Below are 17956 nucleotides of genomic sequence, written 5' to 3'. Positions count from 1 at the left end.
CTTCCAGAATGGCTTCGACCGTTTCAGCATCGACAGTTTCGGCCAGTGCAGGCAACTCGGCCCAGAGTTTGGCGACCTCGAATACTTCATTGAGGACGAAGCGCATATCGCGCAGGGGCGCTTTGTAGTCAGCCATGGCAAACCTCGCAGGATCTTTACAGTTGATTCACATGAATGGTGTCTTTGTTGAGCTCGAGTGTAACCCAACAACTTTTACGACACATAGGGTCATGCTGTGACCACTGCGTATTTTACAGTCACAAAATTGCAATATGGAGATCAAGACAATCCTGTGGCGAGCGAGCTCGCCACAGAGAAAAAGTCAGAGCGCAAACAACTCCGCCGGCAACTTCATCAGACAATCACTGCCGGCCTCGATCGCCGCCCGATGAGCGGCAGTGCGTGGTAGCAATCGCTTGAAGTAAAACTCGCTGGTGGCCAGTTTGCCCCGGCAATAATCGGCATCGCCGCTACCGTCGTCGATCTGGGCCTGCGCCACCAGCGCCATGCGCAGCCACAAATAGCCGAGGATGATGTAGCCGCTGTACATCAAGTAGTCCACTGACGCGGCGCCGACTTCATCCGCATTCTTCATCGCCGCCATGCCCACCTGGGTCGTCACCTCACCCCACTGCCGATTCAAATCGTTGAGCTGCGCGACGTAGGGCGCGAGTTGCGGATGCGCGGCGTTTGCTGCGCAGAACTTATGGACGATTTTAGTGAAGCCCCGCAGCAATTTGCCCTGGCTGCCGAGCACTTTGCGTCCCAACAGATCCAGCGCCTGAATACCATTGGTGCCTTCGTAGATGGGGGCGATCCGACAGTCGCGAACCAATTGCTCCATGCCCCACTCACGGATGAAACCGTGGCCGCCAAACACCTGCATCCCGTGGTTGGTCACTTCCAGCCCTGTATCGGTCATGAAGGCTTTGCAGATGGGTGTCAGGAACGCCAATAAATCTTCAGCCTCCTGACGCGCCGTTTCATCGGGACTCAGATGTGCAGTGTCCAGCAACTGTGCAGTGAAGTAAGTCAGCGCCCTGTTGCCTTCGTTGAAGGCCTTCATGGTCAGCAACATCCGACGCACGTCGGGATGAACAATGATGGGGTCAGCAGGCTTCTCCGGTGCTTTCGCGCCGGTCAACGAACGCATTTGCAAGCGATCGTTGGCGTACTTGATCGCCCCCTGAAAGCTCGCCTCGCCCAAGCACAACCCCTGCATACCGGTGCCAAGACGAGCGTGGTTCATCATGGTGAACATGCAGTTCAGGCCCTTGTTCGGCTCACCGATCAAGTAGCCCTTGGCATCGTCGAAGTTCAACACGCAGGTGGCCGAGGCCTTGATGCCCATTTTGTGTTCGATAGAGCCACAGGAAACGCCGTTGCGCTCCCCCGCCTCACCGTCTCCATCGGGCAGGAACTTAGGAACGATAAACAGCGAAATCCCCTTGGTCCCTGCCGGCGCATCCGGCAGCTTCGCCAACACCAGGTGAATGATGTTGTCACTCATATCGTGCTCGCCGGCGGAGATGAAAATCTTGCTGCCGGAGATCGCATAGCTGCCATCGGCCGTTGGTACAGCGCGGGTCTTGATGATGCCCAGGTCGGTACCGCAATGGGCTTCGGTCAGGCACATGGTGCCCGTCCACTGCCCGGCGGTGAGTTTGCTTAGATAAGTGAGTTTCTGTTCTTCGGTGCCGTGGGCATGAATGGCCGACATGGCACCGTGGGTCAACCCCGGATACATACCCCAGGACGTGTTGCTGGAGCCGACCATTTCGCTGATCACCAGCCCCAGGGAGCTGGGCAATCCCTGGCCGCCATAAGCAGGATCCGCTGCCAGACCGTGCCAGCCGCCTTCAACGTATTGGGCGAAGGCTTGCTTGAAACCTGCTGGCGTTGTCACCACGCCATTGTCGAAATGGCAGCCTTCTTCGTCGCCGCTGCGATTGAGCGGCGCGAGCACGTTCTCGCAGAATTTCGCGCCTTCTTCGAGGATCGCCGCCACCATGTCCGGGCTGGCGTCAGTGGCGCCCAGAGCCGCGTAGTTGCTGTGGAAATCAAAGACGTGGTCGATCAGGAAGCGCATGTCGCGCAGGGGAGCTTTGTACTCGGGCATGGCATTTTCTCCGTCAGCAGATCACTCAAACCTACTGCCGCCAACCACGCCCTACAATCACAGTCCAGACGCTGAATGCGCCATCATCACTCAATCCGTAGCGGCGTCCATACGCACGGCGCCACGGCGATTCTGACCATACGCCACCACGCAGTTACGTCCGGCCCCCTTGGCGCTGTAGAGCGCTTCGTCCGCGGACTTGAGCACTTGTTCCGGGGTGCGCTGCTCCAGTCGATCCGCAACGCCAATGCTGACCGTGACCGACACACTTGAAGCACTCGAACCGGCCCGGCGCTGTCGTCCTTGCTGATCGTCCTGAGGACGGTTGTCCTGGTTGCGCAAATGAATGTTGTACGTCGCGATGGATGCGCGGATGACTTCCAGGTGCGGCAGGCACTCCTCAAGGGTCTTGCCGGCGAACACCAGTGCAAATTCCTCACCGCCATAGCGATACGCCCTGCCGCCCCCGCCGATTTTCGACAGCTTGCTGGCGACCAGCCGCAGCACCTGATCGCCCACATCGTGGCCATGGGTGTCGTTGAATTTCTTGAAGTGATCGACGTCGCTCATCGCCAACACGTAATTGCGTCCCAGGCGCTGCATGCGTTCATTCAACGCGCGGCGACCCGGCAACCCCGTGAGTTCGTCGCGGAAGGCCATTTGGTAGGCTTCATGAGCCACCGCCGCCGCAATCATCAACATCACCTGGCTGCACATGATGTTCAGCGTGAACGGCAGGATGAACGTCTTCGGCAACATCCAGAACAACCCCAGCAAGCCCACAAGCTGTGCGGCGTGCAAGGGTCTCGGCTTGCGCCAGTACTGCCAGCTCAAGAGCACGAACATGGCGATGAATACGGGATAAGAGAGCTGGATCAGACTCATCCAGGCGCCATGCAGCGCGGGCCAGCGGATTTCAGCCAGCCACATCAACAGCGCCTGTGGGTAACTCTGCTCCAGCCCCAACGCCACGCTGCCGACGGCCAGCAACACGGCGAAGCGCGCCACCATGTCCTGGAACAGATGGGTGCGTTCCTGCCAGGCTGCGAACACACCGAACATCAGAGGGAGTAGCAGGCACACCAGATGAAAAATCACCGCGGCGTCATCACGTACCTTGCCGTTGTCGCGGTAATAGTCGGTCTGCGCGTCCAGCAAGTAGTAGGCGATGTACACCGTGACCATCAGGAACAATTCGCGCTGGCGGCGATAAACCGCGCAGTAGGCCCCGCCCAGCAACAGCACCAGCGTTGGCAATACGTTGAACAGCGAGGTGAAGAAGACATTGAGGTCTTTAACGTAGGCAGCCGCGAGCCCTGCCAGCAAAAGCACCAACGACGGCAAAAAATGACTGAAACGTACAGCGGAAGAACGCGGCAAGGGTAAAAGCTCCGACCGTCACATCGATTGATGGCATTGTGCCCTCTCCTTGTAACGGCAGATGCCGGGACTTTCTGAGTGATTTAGTACGGTTTTTTTAGACGGCATGTTTCAACCAGTGGCCAGGCGCGCATGCGGAGCGCAATCGCTGCCAACCTCCATGTCCCGGAAAGCGCCTTGCCCGGCAGATCGCGGCACCGCGATAAAAAACGTGGTCAGTCAGCAGATCGACTTTTCGACCGCCCTCGGTTTTTTGCGACTGCAGCGTCGGAACGTTACCGGCAAAAAAAAACCGCCGCTCCCGAAGGAGCAGCGGTTTTTTGAACGACTGCGTTAAGGCTTAGTAGCCCAGCGCGAAGTTCTCTTCTTTCATGTCCATCAGGTTGTTAGCGCCCGACAGCATGGTTGCCACGTGAGTGCGGGTACGCGGCAGGATGCGCTGGAAGTAGAAGCGCGCAGTCTGCAGCTTGGCGGTGTAGAACGCCTCTTCGGTGGTGCCGGCAGCCAGTTTCTCAGCAGCCAGACGCGCCATGTCAGCCCAGAAGTAGGCCAGGCAGGCGTAACCGGAGTACATCAGATAATCCACGGACGCCGCGCCGACTTCTTCGCGGTCTTTCATGGCCGCCATACCGACCTTCATGGTCAGCTCGCCCCATTCTTTGTTCAGCGCAGCCAACGGCTCGACGAACTCTTTGACCGCTTCGTTGCCTTCGTTGGTCTGGCAGAACTTGTGGACGATCTTGGTGAAGCTTTTCAGCGCTTCGCCTTGGGTCATCAACACTTTACGGCCCAGCAGGTCGAGTGCCTGGATACCGGTGGTGCCTTCGTACAGCATCGAAATGCGGCTGTCGCGAACGTTCTGCTCCATGCCCCATTCAGCGATGAAACCGTGGCCGCCGTAGATTTGTACGCCATGGTTGGCGGACTCGAATCCGACTTCGGTCATGAAGGCTTTAGCGATTGGCGTCATGAAGGCCAGCAGTGCGTCAGCTTTCTTCTTCTCTTCTTCGTCCACGCCGTACTTGACCACGTCGACTTGCTTGGCGGTGAAGTAAACCATCGCGCGGTTGCCTTCGGCGAACGCCTTCATGGTCAACAGCATGCGACGTACGTCAGGGTGAACGATGATCGGGTCAGCGGCTTTTTCCGGCGCTTTCGGGCCAGTCAGGGAACGCATCTGCAGACGATCACGAGCGTATTTCAAGCCGCCCTGGAAGCCGATTTCGGCGTGCGCCAGACCTTGCAACGCGGTGCCCAGGCGAGCGGTGTTCATAAAGGTGAACATGCAGTTCAGGCCTTTGTTCGCCGGGCCGATCAGGAAACCGGTGGCCGCGTCGAAGTTCATTACGCAGGTGGCGTTACCGTGGATGCCCATCTTGTGTTCCAGGGAACCACAGGTCACGGCGTTGCGAGCGCCGATCGAACCGTCAGCGTTCGGCATGAACTTGGGAACGATAAACAGCGAGATGCCTTTGGTGCCAGCCGGTGCATCCGGCAGACGTGCCAGCACGATGTGGACGATGTTGTCGGCCATGTCGTGTTCGCCGGCCGAGATGAAGATCTTGGTGCCGGAGACTTTGTAGGAACCGTCAGCCTGAGGTTCAGCCTTGGTACGCAGCATGCCCAGGTCGGTGCCGCAATGCGGTTCGGTCAGGCACATGGTGCCGGTCCATTCGCCGGAAACCAGCTTGGTCAGGTAAGCCTCTTGCTGCTCAGGCGTGCCGTGCTCGCTGATGGTGTTCATCGCACCGTGGGACAGGCCTGGGTACATGCCCCACGACCAGTTGGCTTCACCAACCATTTCGCTGACGGCCAGACCGAGCGATTCCGGAAGGCCTTGGCCGCCGTGCTCGATGTCGTGAGCCAGACTTGGCCAGCCGCCTTCAACGAATTGCTTATAGGCCTCTTTGAAGCCAGTCGGGGTTTTAACGCCGGACTCGCTCCAGGTGCAGCCTTCGGTGTCACCCACGCGGTTCAGCGGAGCCAGTACCTGCTCACAAAACTTGGCGCCTTCCTCGAGAATGGCGTCAACCATGTCCGGAGTTGCGTCCGCACAAGCCGGAAGGCTCTGATAGTGCGCTTCGTAGCCGAGCAGTTCGTCACGAACGAAGCGAATATCACGCAAGGGGGCCTTGTAGTCAGGCATAGCGATAAACCTCTGCTGATGTAACCGGGAATGAACGACCGTAATGATTTGTTGTGACGGTCAAACAGTTGTTTGAAACATACGTTTACGACCAAATCTTGTCAAGCGTCGATCTTTTGCCGTTCGTCATCACGGCTTTTGCATTGCGCACGCGCAGCCGTGTACGGCGGTTGATGGAGCAACGGACGCTAGAGAAAAGATTAGTTGAGCGAGAAGGACTTACGCAGAAAAACGCCGCGAACAAGCGCGGCGTCGAGGGTGCGGATACAGCGAAAGAATCAGGCGTAAGTGTCGATCAACGTGCCGAGCATTTCATCGGAAGCCTTGGCCACCTTTGCCCCCAGTTCGAGTTGCAGCTTGCCTTGAGCCATCTCCACAGCGTCGCTGGCCAGGTCCGATTGCTGAGCGCGGTCAACGCCACGCAAACGATCGACCTGAACGTCGGACGACTGGCTGACCACCGAACGGTCGACGGTGGCGCTGGCGATTTGCCCGGCAGCTTGGTCGACGCGACTCTGCCCAGCCTGAACAGTGCTCAGACCGGCATAAAAAGCGGTGTTTCCTGAGATTTCCATGGGAGAACTCGTCCTTGGGAAGGATCAACAACTGGCATTGAAGCAGACACACGGGTAAAAGGCCCGACAAAAACTCTAATGGCACAGTGCCTTGTCATAGCCAAAACCTAGTCCAGCAGATCCAGCTGTAAATGCTCGGCCACCGCTTCTGCAGTCACCAACTTGAGCTTGGGCACTCGACCCAGGCACGGCGCAGGGATTCGTTCGGCCAGGGTCGCCAGGTTTTCTTCCAGGCGCGACGTCTTGGAATCGATGATATTGGCCACCCACCCCGCCAGTTGCAGACCGTCCCGCGCAATGGCTTCAGCCGTCAGCAGCGCATGGTTGATGCAACCCAACCGCACGCCGACGACCAGAATCACCGGCAGGCCCAGCGCGATGGCCAGGTCCGACAGGTTGTCCTGATCCGCCAGCGGCACACGCCAACCGCCAGCGCCCTCTATCAGGGTAAAGTCCGCCTGCATGTCCAGAATCTGCCGCATCGGCACCAACAAGGACTGCACGGTCAACGCCACGCCAGCTTCCCTGGCGGCCAAATGCGGTGCGATCGCCGGTTCGAACGCGACCGGATTGACTTGCACGTAGGTCATTGGCAGCGAGCATTCCGCCAGCAACGCCAGTGCATCCGAATTGCGCAAACCCTTGGGCGTCACGTCGCAGCCGGACGCCACCGGTTTGCCTGCTGCGGTGCTCATGCCTGCCGAGCGCGCGGCGTGAAGTAAACCGGCGGCAACGGTGGTCTTGCCGACATCGGTGTCCGTACCGGTGATGAAATAGGCTGCACTCATAAGGGTTTCTCCAGAACGGCGTAGACCACTTGATAAGTCGCGGGCAGACCTTCGGCCTGACGAAATTGCTCGTAAGCCTCGATCAAACCGAGGATTCGCGCCCGACCGGTCAAACCACCCGGCCGACCGGGGTTCAGGTTGTGCGCACCCAATGCCTTGAGCTCATGGGTCAGGCTGCGCACGTCCGGGTAATGCAGCACATGCGGACGAACTTGCAGACTCCCTATCCTCAGTCCGCTGTCAGCGCACAATTGCTGATAAACCTCGAACTCACGGAAACGGTTGACGTGCACCCTGCCATCCACCTGCCGCCAACTGTCGCGCAACTCGAACAACGTACCCACGCACAGACTAGCAAACGCGAAAATCCCCCCCGGTTTCAACACCCGATGGGCTTCACCGAGCACCGAAGCAAAATCCGCGCACCACTGCACCGCGAGGCTGGAGAAGATCAGGTCACAGGTTGAATCCTGCAGCGGCAACCGCTCTGCGTCCCCCGCGATGAAATGCGTGGCGCCACCCAAAGGCCGTGCGTGATTGAGCATGCCTTCGGCAATGTCCAGCGCCACCCCTTCACCTGCAGGAAACCGCCCGCCGAGCGCCCGGCTGAAATAGCCTGTGCCGCTGCCCAGGTCCAGCCAGCGATCAGGTGAAAAACCTTCGGGCAAGCGACTCAATAACTGGCTACCCACATCACGCTGCAACTCGGCAACGCTGTCATAGCTCGCCGCCGCGCGGGAAAAAGAGGCTGCCACCTGACGTTTGTCGGGCAAGCCCTGGGGAAGGTTGGGAAGAGAGAGATCAGTCATCACCGCACTCATGCAAAAAAGCCTGGATCGCCCCCGCCACACCGTGAGGGTCCTCCAGAAGAAACGCGTGACTGGCCTGTTCAATCAGACCAATTTCGACATCTGGCAGCAACGTCAGCAAATCGCTCGCCGCTTCGGCTGGAACCAGCGCGTCCATGCCCGCAAATAAATGCAATTGCGGGCCCCGAAACGCCTGCAACGCTGCGCGGGTATCCAGTTGTGCCAGCAGTTCCAGGCCGCTCATCAACACTGACGAAGCCGTATGCGGCGCGCCGCCCAGCATCAGCCTCGACAGCCCGCGTGAGTCCTCGGCGCCTTGAGCGCAGAGTAGCGAGAAGCGTTTCAAAGTCATTCGTGGGTCAGCGTTGCAACCCGCCAGAAACGCATCGAAGGTTTCACCGGGCATCGCACTGGGCCACTGCTCATGGGCTACAAACGAGGGGTTGCTCGCCAGGGTCAATAGACCGCAGCAGCGATCCCCTCGCCGCGCGGCCAACTCGGACGCGAGCATGCCGCCGAGGGACCAACCGCCGAGCCAGGCGTCCTGTGGCACAGATGAGTCGAGCTCATCCAGCCATTCTTCAAGATCACTGGACTCCAACTCTGGCAACGGCTCGATCTCGACCCGCAGGTGCTCATCCAGTCCCTGCAACGCGGCGGCCAAGGGCTCCAGCGGAGAAACCCCGAGGCCCCAGCCCGGCAGCAGAATCAGTCGATTACGCATGGCTTGGCTCCGGTCCCAGTAGTGCAAAACAATCGGCCAGTCCATTTAACAATAGCTGTACCTGCGCCTCGCTGTGCGCGGCACTCAGGGTCACCCGCAGTCGTGCGCTGCCAGCGGGCACGGTCGGTGGACGGATCGCGGTCACCATCAGTCCGCGCTCGCGGAGCAACTGTGACAGGCGAACCGCACGACCTGCGTCGCCGATCATGATCGGCTGGATCGGGGTAAAGCTGTCCATCAGTTCCAATCCAATCTGCTCGGCACCGTGGCGGAACTGGCGGATCAAGGTTTTCAGGTGGTCACGCCGCCAATGCTCAGTGCGCAAAAGCTCGAGGCTTTTCAGCGTCGCGCAGGCCAGGGCTGGTGGCTGGCTGGTGGTGTAGATGTAGGGGCGAGCGAACTGGATCAGGCTTTCGATCAGGTCTTCGCTGCCTGCCACAAAAGCCCCGGCCGTTCCGAAGGCCTTGCCCAGGGTGCCAACCAAGACCGGCACGTCGTCCTGGCTGAGGCCAAAATGTTCGACGATCCCGCCACCATGGGCGCCCAGCGGCCCAAAACCGTGGGCATCATCGACCATCAGCCACGCGCCTTTGGCCTTGGCTTCCCGCGCCAGCGCCGGCAAATCGGCGAGATCGCCGTCCATGCTGAAGACGCCATCGGTGACTACCAACGTGTTGCCGGTGGCTTTTTCGAGGCGTTTGGCCAGGCTCACGGCATCGTTGTGCAGGTAGCGGTTGAAACGTGCGCCAGATAACAGCCCGGCATCCAGCAAGGACGCGTGATTGAGCCGGTCTTCCAGCACCGTATCGCCCTGCCCCACCAACGCAGTAACCGCGCCGAGGTTGGCCATGTAACCCGTGGTGAAAAGCAGCGCACGGGGACGACCGGTCAAGTCGGCCAGCGCTTCTTCCAGTGCGTGATGCGGGCCGCTGTGGCCGATCACCAGGTGCGAAGCGCCGCCACCCACGCCCCAGCGCGAAGCGCCCGCGCGCCAGGCTTCGATGACCTGTGGGTGATTGGCCAGCCCCAGGTAATCGTTGTTACAGAACGCCAGCAAAGGCCGGCCATCGACCACCACTTCCGGGCCTTGAGGGCTTTCGAGCAATGGACGCTGGCGATAGAGGTTTTCGGCACGACGGGTAGCAAGGCGTGCGGCGAGATCGAAAGACATGCAGGCCTCGGGCGGTCAGATGGGATAGATCAAGGTGCACACAATCCCTGTGGGAGCGGGCTTGCCCGCGATGGCGGCATCACATTCAACAAAGATGTCGACTTGGCGATCGCTATCGCGGGCAAGCCCGCTCCCACAGTGTCTTGCGCGCCGACAAGGTTCAGCGTCGATTAAACAGCGGCGTTATAAAACTGCTCGCTGCTCTTCTGCTCAACCAGCGCCTGCTCGATCGCGGCCTGATGCACCTCGTCCGCGTGCTCTTCACGGGCTTCCGGCAAGATGCCCAGGCGCGAGAACAGTTGCATGTCCTTGTCGGCCTGAGGGTTGGCGGTGGTCAGCAGTTTGTCGCCGTAGAAAATCGAGTTGGCACCGGCGAAGAATGCCAGGGCTTGCATCTGCTCGTTCATCGCTTCGCGGCCAGCGGACAGGCGTACGTGGGATTGCGGCATCAGGATGCGCGCGACGGCCAGCATGCGAATGAAGTCGAACGGGTCGATATCTTCGGCGTTTTCAAGGGGAGTGCCGGCCACTTTTACCAGCATGTTGATCGGCACCGACTCCGGATGCTCCGGCAGGTTGGCCAGCTGGATCAGCAGGTTCGCACGGTCATCGAGGGATTCGCCCATGCCGAGAATGCCGCCCGAGCAGATTTTCATCCCCGAATCACGCACGTAGGCCAGGGTTTGCAGGCGCTCGCCGTAGGTGCGAGTGGTGATGATGCTGCCGTAGAACTCCGGCGAGGTGTCGAGGTTGTGGTTGTAGTAGTCGAGGCCGGCCTGGGCCAGCGCTTCGGTCTGGTCCTGATCGAGACGACCGAGGGTCATGCAGGTTTCCAGGCCCATGGATTTCACGCCTTTGACCATCTCCAGCACGTACGGCATGTCTTTGGCCGACGGGTGTTTCCACGCCGCGCCCATGCAGAAACGGGTCGAACCGATGGCCTTGGCGCGTGCGGCCTCCTCAAGGACCTTCTGCACTTCCATCAGCTTTTCTTTTTCCAGGCCGGTGTTGTAGTGACCGGACTGCGGACAATATTTGCAATCTTCCGGGCAGGCACCGGTTTTGATCGACAGCAACGTCGACACCTGGACCCGGTTTGCGTCGAAATGCGCACGGTGCACCGTCTGCGCCTGGAACAACAGGTCGTTGAATGGCTGAACGAAGAGTGCTTTGACTTCGGCCAAAGACCAGTCATGACGCAGGGTTGCAGTGGTGCTGGCGCTCATGGGCGTTTCCTTGTTTTATGCTTGGCGAGCGACTGGGGGAACGTAATACCCACAGGCGCGACACGGATGTTCGGCATATTTAAGGAAGAGCGATGAGCTGTCAACCATGTTACGACAGGCCGGTTTACATCTGGTTAAAAAACGAACAGTCGTGTTTACTCTGCAACGAAGCCTCCGAAGACAACGCGCCCATCTGTATGGCCTGCGAAACCGAGCTGCCGTGGCTGGGCGATCAATGTGAAACCTGCGCCCTGCCTTTACCGTTCGCGGGCATGACGTGCGGTCAATGCCTGAAGCAACCTCCCGCTTTCCAACGGGTTGCGACGCCATGGGCCTACAGTTTTCCCGTCGACACACTGATCACTCGCTTCAAACACAGCGCGAAGTGGCCGTTTGGCCGCCTGCTCGGCGAACTTCTCGTGCAATTCCTGCAACATCGCTTCGATGAAGACTTGTCGCGCCCGGATGCCCTGGTCCCTGTGCCGTTGTCCACAAAACGCCTGCGTCAGCGCGGCTTCAACCAGGCCTCCATGCTTGCACACTGGCTCAGCACCGGCCTCGGCATTCCCTGTGATGAGCGGCTGGTGCTGCGCACTCAGGACACCAGCGCGCAACAGGACCTGAAGGCCGATGCCCGTAAAAAGAACCTGCGCAACGCCTTCGCCTTGACGCAGGATGCCGCAATCAAGGGGCGCCACCTGGCCCTGGTCGACGACGTCTTGACCACCGGCGCCACGGCCCACGCCCTCGCTCGTTTGCTGATCGAGGCTGGCGCTGCACGGGTCGACGTCTACTGCCTGGCCCGCACTCCCAAACCCGGTGATGCTGGTTGATTTGAGTACATAGCCCCCTGTGTGCGAGCCTGCTCGCGATGGCGGCTGGTCAGTCAACATTGATGCGACCGACACACCGCAATCGCGAGCAGGCTCACTCCCACAGGATCACAGCCTGACTTGACTCCCGCACCGCAAGCCGCCAACGTCCTTTGCATCGCCACAACCCAAAGCGCCGAACCATGTCCATGCCGTCGTTATTGTCCCAGCACATTGTCCGCCGTCCGCAGCGCATCGCCCTGCTGCAGCACATCGCCGAACAAGGCTCGATCACCCGCGCCGCGAAAAGCGCGGGCCTGAGTTACAAGGCCGCCTGGGACGCCATTGACGAGCTGAACAACCTCGCGCAAAAGCCCTTGGTGGAACGCAGTGTCGGCGGCAAGGGCGGCGGTGGCGCGAAGTTGTCCAGCGAGGGCGAACGCGTGCTGCGCCTGTATCAAAAGCTGCAAGCCTTGCAGGCTCAGGTACTCGAAGCCGCTGAAGATGCGAGCGACCTGGACCTGCTCGGTCGCCTGATGCTCAGAACCAGCGCCCGTAATCAGTTGCACGGCAAAGTCGTCGCGATCGATGCTCAGGGACGTAACGACCGGATCCGGCTGGAACTGGCCGCCGGCTTGATCATTGATACGCAGATCACCCACGACAGCACCCTGCGCCTGGAGCTGGAAACCGGCACCGAAGTGGTGGCACTGATCAAGGCCGGATGGCTGGAGCTGCTCGCCATCGACCACCCGACAGCACCTGGAAACAACTGCCTGCAAGGCATCCTCGAAGAAATCCTCGACGCCGAAGATGGCCCCAGCGAAGTCCGAATCGGCCTGCCGAACGGCCAGACACTTTGCGCACTGGCCGAGCCATTTCACTTGCGCACGCTTGGCCTGACCCTCGGCGCACCCGTGCAAGTGCAATTCGCACCGTCGAATGTCCTTTTAGGAACGCCCCTGTAGTCATACGCCAGCCTTGTAGCAGCTGCCGCAGGCTGCGTTCGATTGCGCAGCGATCGCCATCAAGCCACCGAACATCCATACAGAATCGCAGTGGCAGGTTTTGCGATTGCTGCGCAATCGAACGCAGCCTGCGGCAGCTGCTACAGGATCACGCTTTGGCCACTGCAACAAAACCTTCATCGACCGTCTTTAAGGTGTCTGCAAAAACCAGCAGGGAGCCTGATGTGAGCCTATTAGAAGACAATCAATCCACCGACCTCGAAAAGATGGTCGGTCTCAGCCGTCGTGGCTTCATCAGCGCCGGCGCCCTCTGCGGCGCCGCCATGTTCATGGGCGGCAACCTGCTGAGTCGCAGCGTGCTGGCCGCGAGCGTCAGCGCCGGCACCAGCAAGCTTCTGGGTTTTGACAGCATTCCCGCCGCCACCAACGACGCCATCAGCCTGCCGCCAGGTTACAAATCCTCGGTGCTGATCAGTTGGGGCCAGCCTCTGCACAAAGATGGCCCGGCGTTCGACCCCAGTGGCAACGGCACAGCCCAGCAGCAGGAAGTCCAGTTCGGCGACAACAACGACGGCATGAGCCTGTTCGAGTTTCCCGGCGAACACGACCGGGCACTGATGGCGATCAACAACGAATACACCAACTACCGCTACCTCTATCCCCACGGCGGCATGCCGCAGTCGGCCGATGAAGTGCACAAGGCGCTGGCCTGCGAAGGCGTGTCGGTGATCGAAGTGCAGCGCAAGAACGGCCAGTGGCATTTCGTCCAGGGCTCGCGCTACAACCGACGCATTCATGGCAATGCACCGATCAGCCTGAGCGGTCCCGCTGCCGGCCATGCCCTGGTGAAAACCAGCGCCGACCCTCAAGGCAAAACCGTCCTCGGCACGTTTCAGAACTGCGCCAACGGAAAGACACCGTGGGGCACCTACCTGACCTGCGAGGAAAACTTCACCGACTGCTTTGGCAGCACCAACGCCGAGCAAACCTTCGATGCCGCGCAAAAGCGCTACGGCGTGGTGGCCACCAGCAAAGAAATCAACTGGCACCCCCACGATCCACGCTTCGACATGGCGAAGAATCCCAACGAACTAAACCGTCACGGCTGGGTGGTGGAGATCGACCCGTTCGATCCTCAGTCGACCCCGGTCAAACGCACGGCGCTGGGTCGTTTCAAACATGAGAACGCCGCACTGGCAGAAACCGCTGAAGGGCATGCCGTGGTGTACATGGGCGACGACGAGCGCGGCGAATTCATCTACAAATTTGTCAGCCGCGACAAGATCAACCACAAATCCCCTAAAGCCAACCGCGACCTGCTGGACCACGGCACCCTGTACGTGGCGCGCTTCGACGCGGGCGACGGTAATGTCGATCACCCGAAAGGCAAGGGTGAGTGGATCGAGCTGAGCCACGGCAAAAACGGCATCGATGCCAGCAGCGGCTTTGCCGATCAGGCCGAAGTACTGATCCACGCACGCCTCGCTGCCAGCGTCGTCAAAGCCACGCGCATGGACCGCCCGGAGTGGATTGTCGTCAGCCCCAATGACGGCCAGGTCTACTGCACCCTGACCAACAACGCCAAACGCGGCGAAGACGGTCAACCGGTGGGTGGGCCGAACCCTCGCGAGAAGAACGTCTACGGGCAAATCCTGCGCTGGCGTACCGACCGTGATGATCACGGCGCGAAAACTTTCAGCTGGGATTTGTTTGTGGTCGCCGGTAATCCGGGGGTTCACGCGGGCTCGCCGAAGGGTGGTTCCACGAACATTACGCCGCAGAACATGTTCAACAGTCCGGATGGTCTGGGGTTCGACAAGGCTGGCCGGTTGTGGATTCTGACCGACGGTGATTCGAGCAACGCCGGTGATTTTGCCGGCATGGGCAACAACCAAATGCTCTGTGCCGACCCGGTGACCGGCGAAATCCGCCGCTTCATGGTCGGGCCGATTGGCTGCGAGGTCACGGGGATCAGTTTCTCGCCGGACCAGAAAACCCTGTTCGTCGGGATTCAACATCCAGGGGAGAACGGTGGCTCGACGTTCCCTGAACACCTGCCGAACGGCAAACCCCGGTCTTCGGTGATGGCCATTTCCCGCGAAGATGGCGGCATCGTCGGCGCCTGATCGACTCTCTTCGCGGGCAAGTCTTGCTCCCACGGGATATGTGCCATGTTGAAATTGGCGCGTGACCCGTGGGAGCAAGGCTTTCCCGCGATAGCGTCAGCCCGGACAACCCACACCTCAACCCAACCCCTAAACACGCCCCGTCTGCGCTACCATGCTTGGCCGGACGCGGCAGCCTGCTGCGCGCAGGAGTCAGCATGGCCCACCCGTTTGCAACCCTCACCCCAGATCTCGTGCTCGATGCCGTCGAAAGCATCGGTTTTCTCAGCGACGCCCGCATTCTGGCGCTCAACAGCTACGAAAACCGCGTGTACCAAGTCGGCATCGAAGACTCCGAGCCGCTGATCGCCAAGTTCTACCGCCCTCAGCGCTGGACCAACGAAGCGATTCTCGAAGAACACCAGTTCACCTTCGAACTCGCCGAATGCGATGTACCCGTGGTCGCGCCGATGATCCACAACGGGGCCAGCCTGCACGAACACAATGGTTTCCGTTTCACCCTGTTCCCCCGTCGTGGTGGCCGCGCGCCGGAGCCGGGCAATCTCGATCAGCTCTATCGCCTGGGGCAACTGCTGGGTCGACTGCACGCTGTAGGCGCTACCAAACCGTTCGAACACCGCGAAGCACTGGGCGTGAAAAACTTCGGCCATGATTCGCTGAACACCTTGCTGGAAGGCAACTTCATACCCCGTAGCCTCCTGCCAGCCTACGAATCGGTTGCGCGCGACCTGCTCAAGCGCGTGGAGGAGGTCTACAAGGCCACGCCGCACCAGAACATCCGCATGCACGGCGATTGCCACCCCGGCAACATGATGTGCCGTGACGAGATGTTCCACATCGTGGACCTTGATGACTGCCGAATGGGCCCCGTCGTACAGGACATCTGGATGATGCTGGCGGGCGATCGCCAGGAATGTCTCGGACAGCTGTCGGAGCTGATGGATGGCTACAACGAATTCCACGACTTCGATCCACGGGAACTGGCGCTGATCGAACCGCTGCGAGCATTGCGTCTGATGCACTACAGCGCCTGGCTCGCCCGTCGCTGGGATGACCCGGCCTTCCCCCACAGCTTTCCGTGGTTCGGTACCGAGCGGTATTGGGGAGACCAGGTGCTGGCATTACGCGAGCAACTATCTGCGCTGAATGAAGAACCGCTGAAGCTGTTCTGACCAACACAAATCTAATTGTAGGAGTGAGCCTGCTCGCGATAGCGGTGGCTCAGTCACCGATGCGTTGAATAGGAAACCGCCATCGCGAGCAGGCTCACTCCCACAGGTTCTGTGTTCACCGCCCCAAACTATTCAGGCAGGACATCTGCGGACAAACCTCCTTACAATCCCCTCTTTGTTAGCTGCCTAAGCAAGGATTCTTCATGCAAGCCGCCAACCCGCGTCGCGGGTACATCCTGGGCCTGAGCGCCTACATCATCTGGGGACTTTTCCCGCTCTACTTCAAAGCCATCGCCAGCGTGCCAGCCGTGGAAATCATCATCCACCGGGTGCTCTGGTCCGCGCTGTTCGGCGCATTACTGCTGATGGTCTGGAAGCATCCAGGCTGGTGGCGCGAGCTGCGCGAGAACCCGCGTCGACTGGCAATCCTCGCGCTGAGCGGCACACTGATCGCGGCCAACTGGCTGACCTACGTCTGGTCGGTGAACAACGGGCGCATGCTGGAAGCCAGCCTGGGGTACTACATCAATCCGCTGGTTAACGTGCTGCTGGGGATGCTGATCCTCGGCGAACGGCTACGGCGCATGCAATGGCTGGCGGTGGGCCTGGCAGCAGTAGGCGTGGCACAGCAGGTCTGGCAAGTCGGCAGCTTGCCCTGGGTATCCCTGGTGCTGGCGCTGACCTTCGGCTTCTACGGCCTGATCCGCAAGCAAGCCCCGGTCAAAGCCCTGCCCGGCCTGGTGGTCGAGACCTGGATGCTGGTGCCGATTGCGGTGGCCTGGTTGCTGTTCAATCCCGCCGCGAGCAGCGCTCAAGCCGAGTTCTGGACCACATCGCAAGCCTGGTGGTTGGTGGCCGCAGGTCCGGTCACGTTGGTGCCATTGGTCTGTTTCAACGCCGCCGCACGGCATTTGCCCTACACGACGCTGGGATTTCTCCAATACCTGGCGCCGACGTTGGTGCTGCTGCAGGCCGTCTTGCTGTTCGACGAACACCTGTCGTCCAGCACGCTGGTGGCGTTCATCTTTATCTGGGCGGGGTTGGCGGTCTACAGCATTGATGCGTGGATAAGTCTTCGTCGCCGCCGCTGATCAAAAAACACACAAACCTCTACAGGCCACGAATCACGTGGCCTGCGACTATCTGCCCCAAGGTTATCCACAGCGTGATCCCCGGCGTTTGTGCGCAACTTGTTGAAACTGCTGGTTTTTTGATCAAGTCTTGAAGAAGCCCGGCCCGCGTGGGCTGGCGGGCTGTCTCTACAGGTTATCCACAGGCAGGTGCACGTTTAACTTGGATAACCTTTTTTGACTATTCCTTTCAGGGCTCGCTGCGCAACACCAATTCGACCATCAGATCGTCAGCCAGGGTTTCCAGGCGCGACTGCAATACATCCAAAGACAGCGTCAGGGGTACGGCCAGAATCGCTTCGGCGTGGAACAGCGGTTCGCTGCTCATCGGCGCCGGACGCACTTCGGTCACCAACCGCTCCAGATTGACGCCTTGCTCACTGAGCAACCGGGTGATGTCCCGCACAATGCCCGGACGATCATTACCGACCAACTCCATCGCGATGGGCTTCCAGGTGCAGGATTGTTCAATGCCGCTCTCGGCAATCAGCACGCGAATGCCATGGGCCGACAACGCCTGCAGGGCATCCACCAATTCATCGTAGGCCTCCGCTGGCACGCCCACCCGCAGAATCCCGGCAAACTGGCCGGCCATGCGCGACATACGGCTTTCCAGCCAGTTGCCGCCATGCTCGGCAATGCACTGGGCGATGCGCTCGACCTGCCCAGCCTTGTCCGGAGCGAAAACAGTGAGTACGAGGTGGTCCATGGCGCAGCCCTCTTTTGTTATAGAAAAGGAAGTATAGGCAAGGGCAGATTCTGCGCTGACAGGTCTGCCGCCATCGCGGGCAAGCCCACTCCCACAAGGAT

Annotated in this window: 16 protein-coding genes; 5 read left to right on the top strand and 11 right to left on the bottom strand. The window is 60.0% G+C overall.

All coding sequences use genetic code 11. From position 1 onward, the window contains the following. From H7698_RS08440 to bioB, 10 genes are all read right to left on the bottom strand, one after another. Positions 1–136, bottom strand: a 136-nt coding sequence (locus tag H7698_RS08440) for an acyl-CoA dehydrogenase N-terminal domain-containing protein (RefSeq protein ID WP_194691113.1), incomplete at its 3' end; no start/stop codon positions are given. 186 nt (positions 137–322) lie between these two features. Continuing rightward, a complete protein-coding gene (locus H7698_RS08435; RefSeq protein WP_162436238.1) occupies positions 323–2119 on the bottom strand; it encodes an acyl-CoA dehydrogenase C-terminal domain-containing protein in 1797 nt (598 codons plus the stop codon). Positions 2120–2209: 90 nt separating this feature from the next. Then, the gene (locus tag H7698_RS08430) at positions 2210–3499 is read right to left on the bottom strand and encodes a GGDEF domain-containing protein (protein ID WP_162436237.1); all 1290 of its coding nucleotides are present in this window, start codon (positions 3497–3499) and stop codon (positions 2210–2212) included. Between the two features lie 340 nt (positions 3500–3839). Continuing rightward, entirely contained in the window at positions 3840–5645 is a 1806-nt protein-coding gene (locus H7698_RS08425) for a phenylacyl-CoA dehydrogenase (protein WP_162436236.1), read from the bottom strand. A 278-nt stretch (positions 5646–5923) separates the two neighbouring features. Continuing rightward, positions 5924–6220, bottom strand: a complete 297-nt coding sequence (locus H7698_RS08420; RefSeq protein ID WP_162436235.1) for a pyrroloquinoline quinone biosynthesis protein PqqE — start codon at positions 6218–6220, stop codon at positions 5924–5926. Between the two features lie 107 nt (positions 6221–6327). Continuing rightward, positions 6328–7008 (bottom strand): dethiobiotin synthase, encoded by a 681-nt coding sequence (gene bioD, locus H7698_RS08415; protein ID WP_162436234.1) that lies wholly within the window; start codon positions 7006–7008, stop codon positions 6328–6330. Further along, positions 7005–7817, bottom strand: a complete 813-nt coding sequence (gene bioC, locus H7698_RS08410; RefSeq protein ID WP_194691112.1) for a malonyl-ACP O-methyltransferase BioC — start codon at positions 7815–7817, stop codon at positions 7005–7007. Before bioC ends, bioD begins: the two co-directional genes overlap by 4 nt. Beyond that, positions 7810–8541, bottom strand: a complete 732-nt coding sequence (locus H7698_RS08405; protein ID WP_194691111.1) for an alpha/beta fold hydrolase — start codon at positions 8539–8541, stop codon at positions 7810–7812. Before H7698_RS08405 ends, bioC begins: the two co-directional genes overlap by 8 nt. Further along, a complete protein-coding gene (bioF, locus tag H7698_RS08400; RefSeq protein WP_194691110.1) occupies positions 8534–9712 on the bottom strand; it encodes an 8-amino-7-oxononanoate synthase in 1179 nt (392 codons plus the stop codon). The genes H7698_RS08405 and bioF overlap by 8 nt, the downstream gene beginning before the upstream one ends. Positions 9713–9882: 170 nt before the next feature. Next, on the bottom strand, positions 9883–10938 hold the full coding sequence (gene bioB / locus H7698_RS08395; protein ID WP_194691109.1) for a biotin synthase BioB: 1056 nt from the start codon (positions 10936–10938) through the stop codon (positions 9883–9885). 92 nt (positions 10939–11030) lie between these two features. Between bioB and H7698_RS08390 the strand changes: the two genes are divergently transcribed. From H7698_RS08390 to rarD, 5 genes are all read left to right on the top strand, one after another. Then, complete coding sequence (locus tag H7698_RS08390) at positions 11031–11771, top strand: ComF family protein (protein WP_194691108.1); 741 nt, start codon at positions 11031–11033, stop codon at positions 11769–11771. A 182-nt stretch (positions 11772–11953) separates the two neighbouring features. Then, positions 11954–12718, top strand: coding sequence for a TOBE domain-containing protein (locus H7698_RS08385; RefSeq protein ID WP_194691107.1), 765 nt, complete (start codon positions 11954–11956; stop codon positions 12716–12718). 224 nt (positions 12719–12942) lie between these two features. Beyond that, positions 12943–14844: a PhoX family protein gene (locus H7698_RS08380; RefSeq protein ID WP_194691106.1), complete on the top strand. Its 1902-nt coding sequence runs from the start codon at positions 12943–12945 to the stop codon at positions 14842–14844. A 197-nt stretch (positions 14845–15041) separates the two neighbouring features. Continuing rightward, complete coding sequence (locus tag H7698_RS08375) at positions 15042–16016, top strand: serine/threonine protein kinase (protein WP_194691105.1); 975 nt, start codon at positions 15042–15044, stop codon at positions 16014–16016. A gap of 203 nt (positions 16017–16219) precedes the next feature. Continuing rightward, positions 16220–17107: an EamA family transporter RarD gene (gene rarD, locus H7698_RS08370; RefSeq protein ID WP_194691104.1), complete on the top strand. Its 888-nt coding sequence runs from the start codon at positions 16220–16222 to the stop codon at positions 17105–17107. Between the two features lie 229 nt (positions 17108–17336). Here the strand turns inward: rarD and H7698_RS08365 are convergent, their stop codons facing one another. Further along, the gene (locus tag H7698_RS08365; protein WP_123410579.1) at positions 17337–17855 is read right to left on the bottom strand and encodes a glycine cleavage system protein R; all 519 of its coding nucleotides are present in this window, start codon (positions 17853–17855) and stop codon (positions 17337–17339) included. Positions 17856–17956 lie beyond the last annotated feature (101 nt).

Origin of the sequence: Pseudomonas sp. p50(2008) (assembly GCF_015351605.1) — a bacterium.
Classification (GTDB): Bacteria; Pseudomonadota; Gammaproteobacteria; order Pseudomonadales; family Pseudomonadaceae; genus Aquipseudomonas.
This window is presented reverse-complemented; position numbering and strand designations above follow the sequence as displayed.

Coding starts and splice junctions, on each gene's coding strand:
- H7698_RS08435 (WP_162436238.1), bottom strand. CDS start 2,119: ATGCCCGAGTACAAAGCTCCCCTGCGCGACATGCGCTTCCTGATCGAC.
- H7698_RS08425 (WP_162436236.1), bottom strand. CDS start 5,645: ATGCCTGACTACAAGGCCCCCTTGCGTGATATTCGCTTCGTTCGTGAC.
- H7698_RS08420 (WP_162436235.1), bottom strand. CDS start 6,220: ATGGAAATCTCAGGAAACACCGCTTTTTATGCCGGTCTGAGCACTGTT.
- bioD (WP_162436234.1), bottom strand. CDS start 7,008: ATGAGTGCAGCCTATTTCATCACCGGTACGGACACCGATGTCGGCAAG.
- bioC (WP_194691112.1), bottom strand. CDS start 7,817: ATGACTGATCTCTCTCTTCCCAACCTTCCCCAGGGCTTGCCCGACAAA.
- H7698_RS08405 (WP_194691111.1), bottom strand. CDS start 8,541: ATGCGTAATCGACTGATTCTGCTGCCGGGCTGGGGCCTCGGGGTTTCT.
- bioF (WP_194691110.1), bottom strand. CDS start 9,712: ATGTCTTTCGATCTCGCCGCACGCCTTGCTACCCGTCGTGCCGAAAAC.
- bioB (WP_194691109.1), bottom strand. CDS start 10,938: ATGAGCGCCAGCACCACTGCAACCCTGCGTCATGACTGGTCTTTGGCC.
- H7698_RS08390 (WP_194691108.1), top strand. CDS start 11,031: ATGAGCTGTCAACCATGTTACGACAGGCCGGTTTACATCTGGTTAAAA.
- H7698_RS08385 (WP_194691107.1), top strand. CDS start 11,954: ATGTCCATGCCGTCGTTATTGTCCCAGCACATTGTCCGCCGTCCGCAG.
- H7698_RS08375 (WP_194691105.1), top strand. CDS start 15,042: ATGGCCCACCCGTTTGCAACCCTCACCCCAGATCTCGTGCTCGATGCC.
- rarD (WP_194691104.1), top strand. CDS start 16,220: ATGCAAGCCGCCAACCCGCGTCGCGGGTACATCCTGGGCCTGAGCGCC.
- H7698_RS08365 (WP_123410579.1), bottom strand. CDS start 17,855: ATGGACCACCTCGTACTCACTGTTTTCGCTCCGGACAAGGCTGGGCAG.